The sequence below is a fragment of the Brenneria sp. hezel4-2-4 genome (assembly GCF_013155275.1).
Taxonomy (GTDB): Bacteria; Pseudomonadota; Gammaproteobacteria; order Enterobacterales; family Enterobacteriaceae; genus Brenneria.
Genome location: NZ_JABJXS010000002.1, coordinates 421,077 through 436,314, shown reverse-complemented (window position 1 = coordinate 436,314; position 15,238 = coordinate 421,077). Strand labels below are relative to the sequence as shown.

12 protein-coding genes are annotated in these 15,238 nt (G+C 50.5%); 6 read left to right on the top strand and 6 right to left on the bottom strand.

Annotated features, from left to right (window positions below; genetic code table 11):
• Nucleotides 1-6 precede the first annotated feature (6 nt).
• The 6 genes from HOY33_RS05970 to HOY33_RS05945 all read left to right on the top strand — a co-directional run bounded on the left by HOY33_RS05970 (nucleotide 7) and on the right by HOY33_RS05945 (nucleotide 5,529).
• Nucleotides 7-576 carry a DedA family protein gene (locus HOY33_RS05970; protein WP_172289285.1) on the top strand — a complete coding sequence of 190 codons (570 nt, stop codon included), beginning with the start codon at nucleotides 7-9 and terminating at the stop codon, nucleotides 574-576.
• A complete protein-coding gene (locus HOY33_RS05965; protein WP_172289284.1) occupies nucleotides 573-1,250 on the top strand; it encodes a glycosyltransferase in 678 nt (225 codons plus the stop codon). Before HOY33_RS05970 ends, HOY33_RS05965 begins: the two co-directional genes overlap by 4 nt.
• Nucleotides 1,238-1,378: a hypothetical protein gene (locus tag HOY33_RS05960; protein ID WP_172289283.1), complete on the top strand. Its 141-nt coding sequence runs from the start codon at nucleotides 1,238-1,240 to the stop codon at nucleotides 1,376-1,378. The genes HOY33_RS05965 and HOY33_RS05960 overlap by 13 nt, the downstream gene beginning before the upstream one ends.
• A 193-nt stretch (nucleotides 1,379-1,571) precedes the next feature.
• Nucleotides 1,572-2,477, top strand: a complete 906-nt coding sequence (locus tag HOY33_RS05955; RefSeq protein WP_172289282.1) for a LysR family transcriptional regulator — start codon at nucleotides 1,572-1,574, stop codon at nucleotides 2,475-2,477.
• Nucleotides 2,478-2,789: 312 nt separating this feature from the next.
• On the top strand, nucleotides 2,790-3,923 hold the full coding sequence (locus tag HOY33_RS05950) for a mandelate racemase/muconate lactonizing enzyme family protein (RefSeq protein ID WP_172289281.1): 1,134 nt from the start codon (nucleotides 2,790-2,792) through the stop codon (nucleotides 3,921-3,923).
• A 268-nt stretch (nucleotides 3,924-4,191) separates the two neighbouring features.
• On the top strand, nucleotides 4,192-5,529 hold the full coding sequence (locus HOY33_RS05945) for an MFS transporter (protein ID WP_172289280.1): 1,338 nt from the start codon (nucleotides 4,192-4,194) through the stop codon (nucleotides 5,527-5,529).
• 150 nt (nucleotides 5,530-5,679) lie between these two features.
• Here the strand turns inward: HOY33_RS05945 and HOY33_RS05940 are convergent, their stop codons facing one another.
• The 6 genes from HOY33_RS05940 to bglF form a co-directional block, all read right to left on the bottom strand.
• A complete protein-coding gene (locus HOY33_RS05940; protein WP_172289279.1) occupies nucleotides 5,680-6,714 on the bottom strand; it encodes a nucleoside hydrolase in 1,035 nt (344 codons plus the stop codon).
• Nucleotides 6,715-6,860: 146 nt separating this feature from the next.
• Nucleotides 6,861-8,045: an alpha/beta hydrolase-fold protein gene (locus tag HOY33_RS05935; protein ID WP_172289278.1), complete on the bottom strand. Its 1,185-nt coding sequence runs from the start codon at nucleotides 8,043-8,045 to the stop codon at nucleotides 6,861-6,863.
• A 60-nt stretch (nucleotides 8,046-8,105) separates the two neighbouring features.
• Nucleotides 8,106-9,725, bottom strand: coding sequence for a carbohydrate porin (locus HOY33_RS05930; RefSeq protein WP_172289277.1), 1,620 nt, complete (start codon nucleotides 9,723-9,725; stop codon nucleotides 8,106-8,108).
• Nucleotides 9,726-9,853: 128 nt separating this feature from the next.
• Entirely contained in the window at nucleotides 9,854-11,536 is a 1,683-nt protein-coding gene (locus tag HOY33_RS05925; protein ID WP_216660412.1) for a sugar hydrolase, read from the bottom strand.
• Between the two features lie 80 nt (nucleotides 11,537-11,616).
• On the bottom strand, nucleotides 11,617-13,020 hold the full coding sequence (locus HOY33_RS05920; protein WP_172289276.1) for a glycoside hydrolase family 1 protein: 1,404 nt from the start codon (nucleotides 13,018-13,020) through the stop codon (nucleotides 11,617-11,619).
• Between the two features lie 41 nt (nucleotides 13,021-13,061).
• Nucleotides 13,062-14,945, bottom strand: a complete 1,884-nt coding sequence (gene bglF / locus HOY33_RS05915) for a PTS beta-glucoside transporter subunit IIABC (protein ID WP_172289275.1) — start codon at nucleotides 14,943-14,945, stop codon at nucleotides 13,062-13,064.
• Between the last annotated feature and the right edge of the window lie 293 nt (nucleotides 14,946-15,238).

Here is a 15,238-nt window from a genome sequence, read left to right as displayed (position 1 = left end):
ACCGGCATGCTCGATCTACAAACTATTGAGGCACTCATCAAAGCGCATGGGCTGATATTGCTTACACCGCTGGCAGTCATCGAAGGCCCCATTGTCACCGTTATTGCCGCTTACATGGCCCGCCTCGACTACTTCAGTCTGAGCGCGGTGTGTATGGTGGTCATCCTTGCCGATCTGGCCGGCGACACGGGATTTTACGCCCTGGGTCGCTGGGCGATAAATTCCGACGGCCATCCGCCGAAATGGCTGACCCGCCTGGGACTGAGCCACGCCAGGCTAGAACAGATGGTCGACAGTTTTGACCACCGGGGCGGCAGGTTACTGGTGTTCGGTAAGCTTACCCACTCAGCCGGCGCGGTTGTTCTGGCGGCAGCCGGCATGGCGCGCATGCATTTTGGCAGCTTTATGCTCTATAACACCGTGGCCACCATTCCCAAAAGTCTGTTTTTTGTCGCGGTCGGCTGGCTCTTCGGCCATGCCATCGAACAGGTCGATCACTGGCTGGTGTATGTCTCTCTGGCGCTGCTGATTCTGCTGGTTGCATGCGGCGTGCTGTGGCTGAGGCAGAAAAAATGATCTCCGTAAGCTGTATCATCCCGGCGCGGAACGAAGCCCGGAGGATCGGAAGCGTACTCGACGCGGTGACGGGCCACCCGCTATTGTCCGAAATCATCGTGGTGGATGACGGCTCCACCGACGGCACCGCCAAGCTGGCGCAGCGGCAGGGAATAACGGTCATCAGGCTCCCGGAAAACCGGGGCAAAAGCCGGGCCGTGGCCGAAGGTATTGCCGCCGCCGCCGGCACTCATCTTCTGCTGCTTGATGCCGACCTGATCGGGCTGACGGCTGATGACATCACCGCATTAATACAGCCGGTACGGCGACAACAGTCCGATGTCACGATCAGCCTGCGACGCAACAGCCCTTTAATCTGGCGGATAATTGGTCTTGACTATATTTCCGGGGAGCGTGTATTTGCCCGCGCCCTGGTTGCGCCATACCTGGATGAATTACGTTCGTTGCCACATTTCGGGCTTGAGGTATGGCTCAATCGTCTCTGGATCGATAAAAATGTACGCATCCGGGTCGTAAAGTGGCGGTCTGTCATTAGCCCTTACAAAGCCGCCAAAATGGGCTGGCTGCGCGGTCTGCGCGCCGATGCCGCCATGATGCGTGATATTTTCCGCACGATTTCCCTGCGTGAGTGCCTACGGCAGATCCGCGCCCTGCGACGCAAATGCCGGCATTAATCCACCTGACAGGAAAAAACAGGCCGGACAGCGATTTCCTGATCGCACGCTGGCTCACCCGTTTTATCTTCATCGGCGCCGCCCGATTTTATCGGCAAATTCAAGGTGGTAACCGTCCGGCTCTTTAACCGGACCGGCGTTCTAGCATTATTCATCATCGCGTCGGTCCAACCACCGGTACGATTCATGCCGGAGTGCATAACGATGCTGTAAAAGTGTCCGGCGCGCCACAGTTTTGGGGTGACGCCAATGGTATGGTAGGCGCAAAGATTGATACTTTTAATTTCATAAATAGCATCGATTAATGCAGGAATTGACTCAATGTTTGAATTATCTCAATTACGCTGTTTCACCGCCGTCGCCACCGAACTCAGCTTCCGGCGCGCAGCGCAGCGGCTCAACATGACGCAGCCGCCATTGAGCCGGCAAATTCAGATGCTGGAGCATCAATTGGGCGTTCAGCTATTTGAACGCTCAACCCGCTCGGTTAAGCTCACTGCGGCAGGCCGGGCGTTTCTCACCCAGGCCAATCCGTTGCTTGAGCAAGCCCATCACGCCGCTCAAATAGCGAAGCGCGTCTCACTGGGCGAAATTGGAAACGTCACGCTCAGCTTTGTTTCCTGCGCCATTTACGCCTACCTGCCGACGGTGATTAACCAGGTAAGACTGAAATATCCGCAACTCAATATCCAGCTTAAGGAGATGTCGTCTTCAGAGCAGCTTAATGGGTTGCGAACGCGTCAGATCGATATTGGCGTTATCCGCGCTTATCCTTTAGATGCGGATTTTAATAGTGATATCTTAATCAATGAGCCATTTTTACTGGCCATTCCGGCCGATCATCCTTTAGCCGAGATCGACAACATCATTCCCGCCGCCTTACTGCATCAGCAACCGTTTATTATCTATTCACCTTCAGGTTGGCAACCTTTTTATGAGTTGATTGCCGGTACGTTTCACCGTTGCGGCATTCAGCCCAATTATGAACACAGCGCCGGTTCCACCTCTGCGATACTGTCCATGGTAAATGGCGGACTGGGTCTGGCGTTGGTGCCCAGCGGTAGTGAGCAATTCCGCCTGCCCAACGTCGTGTTTCGTAAACTGGATATGCAACAAGAATTACGCAGTGAGTTGCGCCTTGTGTGGCGTAAAGACAGCGATAATCCGGCGCTTTTTATGTTAGCGGGCATTTTGCGAGAAAGTGTCGGCGTCAACTGTAATCATTAAGTTTAAACGTAATTAATGATTATTCCTTGGTGAATGAAATTCGGTTTTTGCTTCTGATTGATTGGCTATTTTGCTGCTATAATTCGTATCCCCAAAAATCACTCGTCTTCCTGACGCGATAATTCTCGTTTCGTCCCCAATCATTTTCTATTTTTTAAATATCCGGACATCAGATATTTTTATTATTTTTTATTCCTACGAGAAACATTTATTTAAAACGCGCATAAATCCATGCCTAGATTGGATTAGACAATCAGTCCAAGGGAATAGAAGATAACTTTCCCTACTCCCTACTGATTAAAAGGTTTGTTTATGGAAAACATCGACCGTATTCGTTGCATTAAACTTTCATCCGTCACGGTTCCTCTTAAGAGCGCGGTCAGCGATGCAAAAGTGCTGACCGGACGCCAAAATGCCCTTAAGGATGTATCGCTGTTGTTTGCTGAAATAAAAACCGAGCAAGGCTTCAGCGGATTGGGTTTCACTTACACGCTGCGCAAAGGCGGTCCGGCACAGTATATCTATGCCAAAGAAATCGCCCCGGTGCTGATTGGCGAAGATCCCAACGATATCGCCCGCTTGTGGAATAAAATGGTCTGGGCGGGCGCCTCGGTTGGCCGCAGCGGGCTAGCAACCCAGGTGGTGGCGGCATTCGATACGGCCCTTTGGGATATGAAATCCAAACGCGCCGGCTTATCTTTGGCTAAATTGCTTGGCGCGCAACGTGATGAAGTGCGCTGCTACAACACATCCGGCGGTTATTTGCAGGCTTCGGTGGAGGAAATCATTGAGAAATCCGCCAAATCGTTGGAACACGGCATCGGCGGGATAAAAATGAAAGTGGGTCATCCAGACCGTCGCCTTGATCTTCAACGGGTTGACGCCGTGCGAAAACATCTGGGGGATGATGTTCCGCTTATGGTTGACGTCAATCAGCAGTGGGACCGCGTTACCGCGCTTCGTATGGGACACGTGCTGGATCAGTATAATCTTCAGTGGCTTGAAGAGCCTCTGGATGCATACGATGTCGAAGGACACCGTTTACTTGCCGACAAGCTGGACACGCCGGTCGGAACCGGCGAAATGCTAACCAGCGTCAGAGAAGTGGCTGACTATATCCAAAAAGGGGCGATCGATCTCGTAATGCATGATGCGCCGAGGGTCGGCGGTATCACGCCATTTCTAAAAATCGCCCAGATGGCGGAAGATCGTGGTCTGATGATGGCGCCGCACTTCGTCATGGAAATTCATATTCATCTTGCCGCGGCTTACGCGCATGAAACCTGGGTAGAGCATTTCGAGTGGCTGGAGCCGGTATTCAACGAGCGGCTGGAGATTCGCGACGGTCATATGATTGTTCCCACCCGCCCCGGATTAGGTCTAACCTTGCATGAACAAATTTCCGGCTGGATTGATGCTCAAATTGAAATAGACCAAAGGGGATAAAAATATATTGATAAAATATATTCGTTAATTCCTTATCTCACTATCTTGATACACGTTTATTTAACTCAGCGCGTAAATTTATTATTGCGCTGATTAATTATATAAGCGTGTTAAAACCAGATAGTCCCTTAAAAGTTTCCAAACCTCAACCACGCTTTATCTATATATTACATCCTACAATTTACTGTTGTTTATGGAAAAACAAAAAAATCAAATTCAGCGATGTTTATAGTATGTATGAGGTGATTTAATTTCAAGAGGCATTTTTATGAACACCGACCCTACACTGCTTCGCAAGGAAAACAGTCATATACGTTACATTGTATTATTGATTATATTTTTAATTACCAGTGTTAATTACGCCGATCGCGCCACGTTGTCTATTGCCGGCAGCGCCCTGTCCAAAGACCTGGGGCTGGATCCAGGTCATATGGGACTGATATTCTCCGCTTTTGGCTGGGCTTATCTGGTGATGCAAATTCCCGGCGGCTGGCTTTTGGATAAATACGGTTCTAAAAAAGTTTATACCTACAGCCTTTTCTTGTGGTCATTGTTCACTTTTCTGCAAGGGTTCGTAGAATTCGTCCCATTGGGCTATGCGGTCTTTTCGCTGTTTTTTCTACGCTTTATGCTGGGCTTTTCCGAAGCGCCGTCATTCCCTGCGAATGCCCGTATCGCCGCGGCCTGGTTCCCGACGAGGGAACGAGCCACGGCCTCATCATGTTTTAATGCGGGACAATACTTTTCTTTGGCATTGTTTTCACCGCTGCTTGGCTGGCTGACTTTTGCCTGGGGATGGCAATATGTTTTTATTGTGATGGGCATCATAGGGTTTGCATTAACGATAGTTTGGGTTAAATACATCCACAATCCCTCCGAACATCCCAGTATCTCACAAAAGGAACTTGACTATATAATCCAGGGCGGCGCCCTTGTTGATATGGATTCCAATACCAACAAGAATAAATCGCAGGGTCCAAAGTGGCATTACGTTAAACAAATGCTGACTAACAGGATGCTTTTAGGCGTATTCCTCGGGCAATATTTCATCAATACCATTACCTGGTTTTTTCTCACCTGGTTTCCTATCTATCTGGTTCAAGAACGTGGGATGTCAATTCTAAAGGTCGGATTTGTCGCATCTATTCCGGCAATATGTGGCTTTGCCGGGGGGATACTGGGCGGATTAAGCTCCGACTGGTTGCTTAAACGTGGTTTTAGCCTTACGGCCGCCCGGAAAATCCCTATTGTTCTCGGGATGCTGCTGGCGACCTCGATTATTTTATGCAATTACACCGATAGTGAAGTATTGGTTGTTACGTTGATGGCTTTATCCTTTTTTGGCAAAGGATTCGGCGCTCTGGGCTGGCCGGTAATTTCAGATACGGCGCCTAAAGAAGCCGCCGGCATGTGCGGCGGATTATTCAACGCATTCGGGAACGTCGCTTCCATCGCCACGCCTTTGATCATTGGATATCTGGTAAAAGAATTACACTCTTTTAATGGCGCATTAATATTTGTGGGGGCCTCGGCAATAGCCGCCATGCTCTGTTATTTATTCGTCGTCGGTGAAATCAAGCGGGTAGAACTCACCGGCAAACCATAGAACAAGGTGAAATTTGAGATAAGTAAGTCAGGCATATCTCCCCTATATTCGCGGGAAGGTATGCCTGATGACAATGAACCACTTTTTGCAAAACGTCCAACACCCCCGCGCTATCCGGCGCATGGGGGCGTAACGACGTTAACGAAAATGCTAGTGCTTCGCGCCATAGGCCAATGCCAGCTTGGCGTAAAAGTCTTCCAGCGTGAAACGCGTATCCACCGCGTTATACACCCGGATCTGGCGTGCATTCGGTTGTGGAGCATAGGTGAGATCGTCATTTAACTGCGGCGCGTCGCGCAACGTATAGTTGTATTCGTGATCGTCCAGCAGCAGAGACACCGAGGGATTGTCTCCCAATACCCACACTTCGCTTTTCGGCCAGGGCACATCTTTGATGATCTTGGAAATCATCGTATTAAAATCGATCATTTGCTGCCACAGGTATTCCCCGACTTCACCTTGCGGTTTGACCCGGGCGGCCAGCTCCGCCAGTGAGACCCGAACCGACATATAGACGTTGTGCGGCACTTGCCACAGCGGAACCTGCGATTTAAATACGTCGTTTGCGGCAATCGGATCGTTGAACATATTGTATTCCCAGCCGCCCTTCGGATAAGGCATGCCGCCGATCCATACCACCGTCATCCTGGAAGCAATGCGGGGTTCCGCGCGCAACGCGGCGGCGACATCGGTGATGGGCCCCATGACCAGCACAAACAGCGGATGGCTGTCTGTTTTCAGCGCTTCCTCGATCAGCATTTTTGCGCCTTCGCTCAATTCCGGCGTGGTTTCTCCCTTTTGCAGCGCCTGCGTTGCGCCGCGATAGACCGGAATGGCGGTTTTCCCCATCACCTTCATCAAATGCTGCAACTCTTTATAGCTTTCCATCATGCTGTTTTCAGCATCGCGCTGCATCATCGGCGCCGTTTGCGAATAGTGAGCGGCAATCAGCCCTTTGACGTTCATGGTCGGCGTCAGCACCGCATGCGCCACGGCAAAATCGTCGTCTGCCTCATTCTTGGCATCAGTGCTGATAATCACGCGAACCTGCTTGTGCGGCGCGACATCAAAAGGCAGCGTTTGCGGCGCGGCGGAAACGGAAAAGGCGCTGCACGCCAATACCCCCGCCGCCAGGCTGCGGCCCGTATTGGCGATCCAAAGAGAAAAGCGATTGTTAATAACCATAGTCAGGTTCATTTCCTTGATAGTAAGTAGATAGTTATCGGCAAGTCATCTGTTCTTGGCCGCCTGTTTGAGTCGTCATACGTTCAGGCCGCTTCCCCGCCGAACGTGGGAAGCGATGCCTGACGCAATGAGCCAATATCCGAAAATCATTTGAAAAGTTTCTGCACAAACTCGCTATAGGCAGGACGCCAAACATCCATTTCATGTCCCAACTGCGGGTAGGAAATAGAGTCAAACCGCACCCCTTGCTTTTCAAGCATGGTCTTTAATCCGGCGATATCCTTGCCTGTCACACCATCCGTTTCCCCGATGACAACGGTGAAATTCTTCAGTTGGCGGTTAATTTCCTCCGGCCGTTCGAGCTGTGCGGAAACGTTGGCATTCGGTACGGTTTCCGTGGTGACGCCGCTGAAGGTCGCCAGCCAGCCGAAATGCGCCAGATGGCTCATCCCCGAGACCAGCGCCTGATAGCCGCCCTGCGACAACCCGGCCAGCGCCCGGCCGTCGGCGTCCTTGCGAACATTAAACCGCTGACTTATTTCAGGAATAATGTCATGGATAAGTTCTTTATCCGCTGCCAATGCATTACGCGGATAGAAAACTTTACGCCGCTCCTGTGGCGGGAAATCTTCAGGTATCGCCTCCGGGATATCCGTTTCGGTATCGGGAATGACCACCAGCATCGGGACTATCTTTTTCTCCGCCAACAGGTTATCCATGATTTGCGGGATCCGTCCCTGAACGACGGCGGACGCGCCGGTGTCGCCAAACCCATGATAGAAATAGAGCACCGGAAGCGGTTCGGACGCTTCGCTATAGCCGGGCGGCGTCCAGACAAACATCTGCCGCTCGGATTTCAGCGTCTTGGCATGGTAGGTTACGGTTCTTAGCTCGCCATGCGGCACCTGACGCACATCCAGAATGCTGCCCGGCACCAGGATCAGACTGGTGTTCACCTGACGCTGTGGTTTGGTGAAAGCGCTTCCCGTATCAATGCTGCGGAACCCGTCAACATTGAAAAAGTATTCATATAAATTGGGTTGTTGCGGCGGGGTCTGGAAAGACCAGACTCCGTTCTGATCTTTGGTCATGGCATGCGAGGCAAGACTTTCTGGCGTCGCCCCGGTGAATACGCTGACTTTTTTCGCCGTAGGCGCAAATAACCGGAACGTAATACTGTTATCCGGGTTAACCCCGGTCACGTATTGACTGACCGGGATAGCCATTTGCGGATAAGCCGGAAAATCCGCCGGCAACGCAGATGCATTTATGGCTCCCCCCGCGAGCACGCAAAAGGCCAGCAGCGAGAGCGAGGGTTTTTTCATTTTCATCAGCACAATTTTATCCTCTATTCTTGTGTTTCTTATTCATCACACGATGTGAATAAAAGATTACCACCAGACTTCCGCCTGTACGCCAACGGTGAACTGATCGCTTTTCTCATCGTTGAATGTCGCACTACTTATCTCGTTATCCTTTATCTTCAGATAAGTGCCGTAGAAACGAATTTCCGGCCGGGATGTCAGAATACTGGTATCCACTTTAATGGCGTGATAAAGCGTGGTTTTATAACCGGACTCCTGGTAACTTACCCCACCGGTTTTATTGGTTTGGGTAAAGTAGCCCAGTTCAACACCGGTCTGGTTGTATTCGTCCCATATATAGGCCGGACGAGCCACCGCGCGAATACTTTCGAAATCGGTATGCGCCCCGGTGTCATAGCTGTAGATATCGTTCCCTTTGGTATACACCAACGCATGAGCCATGATGACATCAGGCAGCAAATAGTTCTCTCCTTGCGAGAGAACACGCCAAGCGCTGCCGGAGTGGTCGCCATAATAATTACCGTTATAGCTATAGACAGGGTTGGCATCCGAAACAAAGGAGAGGCCACTGGCAATAGAATTATTCGCCCCCTGTACCGTGAATTCATTGAATCCGCCGCCAGAGAAATTCTGGCGTAAAATGGCGCCGGCAATCCAGGAGTCTTTCAGTTTGTAATATTCGCCGGAATTTTCATTGCTCTTATTCGTGTCATTCTTGTTGGCAAATGAGTATTTACCCAATACTTCCAAAGTCGCGCCATCCCATAATGGCATGTCCTTATAGCGGACATCGATGGAATTTACATTCACCTGTTGCTTATTGCTGCTGGTACTATAATTGCGGGCGTATGCATCCGTATCCGCTCTGACCACAGCCATATTCAGTTTACCTGGTCCCAACTGCCAATTTTCAATCCCCACGCCAGCGGCCGCGCTTTCCGCACGATAGTTTTTCCAGTCCAGCAGTTGAATTTCATACACAGGTAAAGCGTGTTTACCTACCCAGAAATCCGCTTCCGGCGCGAAGGGCAGGAACCCTTGCGTAGTAACGTACATATCGGAAAACGCCAGCACATTTTCCGACTCCGAATCAAACCATGCACTGCCGTACTGCATGCCGACGTTACCGTCCAGCAGCACAACCGCCGTTACTTTTTTACCATTCTTATTGTCATAAACTTTCTGCGACAATTTCAGATCAAACCAGCCGCTGTGTTCGTTGCCGAAACGCCCCAGAGAGCCGATGGCGTAAGACTTCGGCGCACCGCGATTGGATGTCGCCCAGCCAGACCGGAAATAACCATTATAGCTAAACCCAATATCATCTTTGATATATTTACTCAAATCATCCAACGTCAATTCTGGAGGCGTAGTCGGATGAGAAGCTGCGGCTGAAGTTAGCTTATCCCACTTATTATTGTTATTAGCATTTTCCGCTGATTTTTCGCTTGCAGGAATGGCGATACGCTCTTTGCCCGTTAGTTTCGCGCCATTCGTTACGGCTACCGTTTGCTGCTTATTCGCTATGGTTTTATATTCCTGTAATTCTTTTTTCGTAGACTGTAATTCCTGCTCCAATAACGCCAGACGTTCTTCAACCGTTAATGATGCGGCGATAGCACTATTAGACAACAGTGCTGATGCCATTAATAATACAATAGGTTTTAGAGAGTGTTTTTTACGCATAATATTTTCCAAGTAGAATACAAGGTTAAAAAGTAAAAGGAATATTCGATACTATTATTAGTACCTGTCCTAAATTTTAATAAAACCGTTTTTACGGTAGTCTTATTTAGTTAATCGCTGCGTCGATTCTATTTCCTGAATTGGTTGCGAATAAAATAGCTTGGCGTACAGCTCCAGGCGTGACAATAACTGTTGATTTGTTTACTGCCATAAGGAGAAGCCTGAGGGTTCTCAGGATCAAATGCCTCCCAGAAAGTATCCGCACCCGCTTTTATCATTCCTCCCCAGTAATTTTCGACCAGTTTTTTAGCTTCGGTGGTTAATCCACTCTGCACCAGCGCATCCACCATATGATGATATAAATAAGGCGTCAGCGGCCGTATGGCTTCAGAAGTCGCCATCACTTTGCGTAAACAAACGGCGGCGTCTTTTTGCGGTAATACATTGGCTAATGCCATCCATATTTGCGAGGCCCAGGATATCTGTCGGTTTTTACCACTGACGAATAATTGCAATGTCGAGTCGTAAAATACTTTTCTGGCCGCATCGGTCAATTGGGTTATTTTCCCGACCATGTCGTCCATATTCTCCGTCGGATGAATCTCCTTTCCTAATTCCACTAAACGCTGACAGCTATAAATCAGCACGCCCTGCATCGCCGCCTGCTTATCCATCCCTTGTGATGCGGATTCCTGATCTTCCCCGGCATTCCAGTCAATAAACACGAAGTCTTTTTCCGGCGCCACAAAGAGGCCTTGCGGATTGACATGCTGCAACAGCAATTCAATTTGTTTTTTCGCAATAGGCCACAGTTCAACCACCGTGGATTTATCCTGACTGGCGCGGAGGTAATCCAACAGAACGCTGCCAAACAGCGCCGCATAATCCAGCAATACCACCTCGCCTATTCTCGGCTCGGGTTTTTCATAAACGCATGCCGTCACATAGCCATCGTCGCGTTGCAGGCCGGCAAACAGATAAAGACAACGGCGCACCAGATCCGTGTTGTTGAAGCTGACATAGTTAGCTAATGCCTGTAGGCGCAGATCGCCCAGCCACAATCGCCGATCTCGCTTGGGGCCATCTTCGAAGACCGTCTGCATACATTCATGCAGCGTCCTGACGCTGACTCTATCGATATCCCGCCACAATGGACTGTCGTACTTAGCCGGGACTTGCTTGTCTTCGCCCGCCGATGACACGGCCTGAACCTGAAAATCACGGAATGTGACGTCGAAATTGGACGAGGTGGCAATCACATCAATTTTCACATAGCGAAAAGCCTGCCGACGGGCGATCCTGACCGGCGTGGGAAGAAAATCGACGTTGATAATCTCTTCCGGCAGCCAGGCGGCGCTAATCCAGCCGTTGTAGGGATAAAGCGATTCCGCGACATCGGTGACCACTTCACCGAAGGTCAAGCGCAAGCGGGCCGGAGAATCACAGGAAATGCCTTTCCAATCCAATAAAAACGTCAGGAAGCCGGTGTAATGATCGCCGAAATCGACAATCACGCTGTCCCCGGTTTTAAACCTGCGCTGCGCCAACGCCTCTATGTCGATGGTTTTCTGCATGACATAGCCCAGCATGGCGTTGTTGTCCGCTTTCGGCTCCACAACGGCCAGCGCCGGATAGGGAACCTCCGGCAAGGCCGGGGTCAGGGCTTCAGCCAATTGCAGGTAACGCTGCGCCGGCGTCGAGGCGAGCGCCCGTACCGGTGAACTGGCTTTCGCCTGCGCGCTTGGTAGCGGCCATGCTTTGATGCAGGAAGCCACCACAGCGGCTTTAATCAATAGCTCTCGTCTATTCATGTCAATATCCGTTCAGCAATGATAAGAACGTGAAATCGTATAGCCGGCAAGCCAGAACGCCTGCCGGCAAGAGGGTAAAATCACCCCTGTTTAAGGGTGTTACCGTTGCTGTTAATCACATCGCGATACCAGTAAAAACTTTTCTTTTTCTTCCGCTCTAACGTGCCATTACCCCGATCGTCGCGATCGACATAGATAAAACCATAACGCTTCGACATTTCCGCTTTCGATGCGCTCACCAAATCGATCGGTCCCCAGCAGGTATATCCCAGCACCTCAACGCCGTCTTCCAGCGCTTCGCCGACCTGAACCAGATGGTCGTTAAGGTACTGAATACGATAGTCATCGTTGATGCTGCCATCGCTTTCAAGCCGGTCTTTGGCGCCTAACCCGTTCTCGACGATGAACAACGGTTTCTGATAACGGTCATACAGCACATTCAGTAGGATGCGCAGCCCTTCAGGATCGATCTGCCAGCCCCATTCCGAACTTTCCAGATGCGGATTCGGCACCATATTCAGGATATTGCCGCGCGCCTTTTGGTTAATCTCATCATCCGCCGTCACGCAGCCGGTCATGTAATAGCTGAAGGAGATGAAATCCACGGTTTCTTTAAGCGCCGCACGATCGTCATCGGTTATCTGCAACTCAATGGCGTGCTGTTTAAAGAAACGCTTCATATAAGCCGGATAGCCGCCGCGCGCCTGGACATCGCCAAAGAACATCCACTCTCTATTCTGTTGCAACGTTTCCAGCACATCGGCGGGTTTACAGCTCAACGGATACAGCAACCCGCCCAATAACATGTTGCCGATTTTGGCGTCGGGAATAATTTCATGACAGGCTTTGACCGCTTTCGCGCTGGCCACCAGTTGGTGGTGGATCGCCTGATAAATGGTTGCCTTATCACTCTCTTCTTCCGGCAAACCGACGCCGGTAAACGGCGCGTGCAGCGACACATTGATTTCGTTAAACGTCAGCCAATATTTAACCTTGTGCTGAAAACGCTGGAATACCGTACGCGCATAGCGTTCAAAGAAGGCGATTACCTGACGATCGCCCCAGCCGCCATAGTTTTTCACCAGGCCGTATGGCATTTCATAATGTGACAGGGTAACTAATGGTTGAATGCCGTATTTCGCCATCTCATCAAACAGACGGTCATAAAATGCCAGCCCGGCTTCGTTTGGCGTTTCCTCATCGCCTTGTGGGAAAATTCGCGTCCAGGCGATCGACGTGCGCAGACACTTAAAGCCCATTTCGGCAAACAGGGCGATATCTTCCGGATAGCGGTGATAAAAATCGATCGCCACGTCCTTTATTCCGCTGTCGCCCTCGGTTCTCTCCACAACCTCGCCGAAAACGCCCTGCGGTTGCAAATCTGAGGTGGATAATCCTTTACCGTCCGTTAAATAAGCGCCCTCTACCTGGTTAGCCGCAATCGCGCCGCCCCATAAAAAACCGTCAGGAAAACGATGACTCATCTCTACTCTCCTCCCCAATTCGGGTATTAAATGTTCGTTTCTCAACGCACTAACGTTAATAAAGGCGCCTGTTCCTGCACGGTGTTTTCCGCTACAGGCACCACATCAATGTAGTCGTCGCTGTTGGTGATAATGACGGGGGTCGTGGTGTCATAGCCCGCCGCCTCAATAGCCTGATAATCAAACTCCACCAGCAAATCGCCCTGCTTTACCGTATCGCCGGTTTTAACGTGGGCGGTGAAGTACTGACCGTTCAGTTTTACGGTATCGATCCCGACGTGAATCAACACTTCAGCGCCATCGTCAGACGCCAGGCCGATCGCATGGTTGGTTTTAAACAGCGATGCGATAACGCCATCGATCGGTGAAACCACGCGCCCAACCTGCGGTTTAATGGCGATGCCTTTCCCCATCAGCCCGCTGGCGAACGTCTGATCGTTAACCTGTTCCAACGGCAGCGTCTCGCCACGGATAGGGCTGCCGATCGGCTGCTGGCGGACTAACGCCGTAGGTTGCGGCGCGGCTTCAATCACCGGGGCTTCCGGTGCGGATTCTTTTTTGATGCCAAACAGATAGCTGGCCAGCGCCGCGAACACAAAAGCGACTGCCGTGCCGATGATCGCCGCCCATACGGTGATATCCATCCCGGTTGATGGGATCATTTGCGTAAAGGCGAAGATACTGGGCAGCCCGAAAGAGTACTGTGTGGTGCCGAAATAGCCGGCGATGGCGCCGCCGAGCGATCCGCCGACGCAACCGAAGATAAACGGACGGCGCAGGGGCAGGTTTACGCCATAGATGGCCGGTTCGGTGATGCCGAATATCCCCGCCGGAAACGCCGAACCGGCAATGCCTTTCAGCTTCGCGTCCCGAGTGCGTAAGGACACCCCCAGCGCCGCGCCCGCCTGCGCCAACACCGCCGGCGTCAGCACCGCAATCAGGGTGTCATGCCCCAGCGCGCTCAAGTTGTTGATCATCAACGGTACGAATCCCCAGTGCAGGCCGAACATCACAAAGATCTGCCACAGGCCGCCCATAAAGCCGCCGGCAATCGTTTGATTGGTGCTGTAGATCATCTGATAGCCATGAGCCAACTGATGGCTCAGCCAGGTGGTCACCGGGCCGATAGCTAAAAACGTCAGCGGCACGGTGATGAGCAAGCACAACGCTGGCGTAAAGAAGTTGCGGATATTGGCGTGCAGTATCGCGTTAAGCGGTTTTTCCAGCCGACAGGAAACCCATGCGGCGAAAATAATCGGAATAACCGACGAAGAGTAATTAATAAAGGTAATGGGAATAATACCGAAGAAATGTAGCGGCTGGTAATCTGCGGCCGACATGGCATTAAATTCAGCGATCATGGTCGGATGCACCAGCGCGCCGCCAATTGCCATCGCCACAAAAACATTGCCGCCAAATTTTTTACCGGCGGTATAACCAAGAATAATAGGGAAGAAATAAAATAATGCATCGCTGGCGGAAAATAAAAGCTTATAGGTTCCGCTGCTTTCCACCAACCAGCCACAGGCCAGACATAATGCTAAAAACCCTTTTAATAAACCGGATGCGGCCATAACCCCCATTAACGGAGTAAAAATACCGGCGATAATATCAATAAAGCGTGAAAGGATATTTTCCTTATTACTGCTTTCCTGATTGTCCGCATTAGCGTTTTCGCTTATACCCGATACATCAAGCAGATCCTGATAAACCTCGCTGACATGGTTGCCTACCACCACCTGAAACTGACCGCCGCTTTCGACCACCATAATAACGCCGGGGTTGTTTTTAAGAGCAACCACATCCGCTTTTTTGTCGTCTTTTAATTTAAAACGCAGCCGTGTCGCGCAATGTATTACGCTATTGATATTTCCGCGCCCGCCAACACCTTCAAGTATCTCACTGGCTAATGTCTTGTATTTCATTGCCTATCCTTAACACTCAGTAACTACACCGATAAATCAGGACGTTACAGACGTCCAATGCTATTTTTGAGACGAAAAAAAACCCAAACCATTTTTCTCGCCACCACGGTGGTCATTAAGAAAAAAACGGTTTAGGTTTTGCCTGTATCACTCATATTCAGTGTTACAGTAACAATCCTGATTTTAGTAAATCCGATCCTGCAATAGAGTTTATTCGCCGTCGTAACGCTAATGCAAGTCGATTATATCAACATCATTGTGATTATGTGATGAAAAGCAAATTTCTCACATAA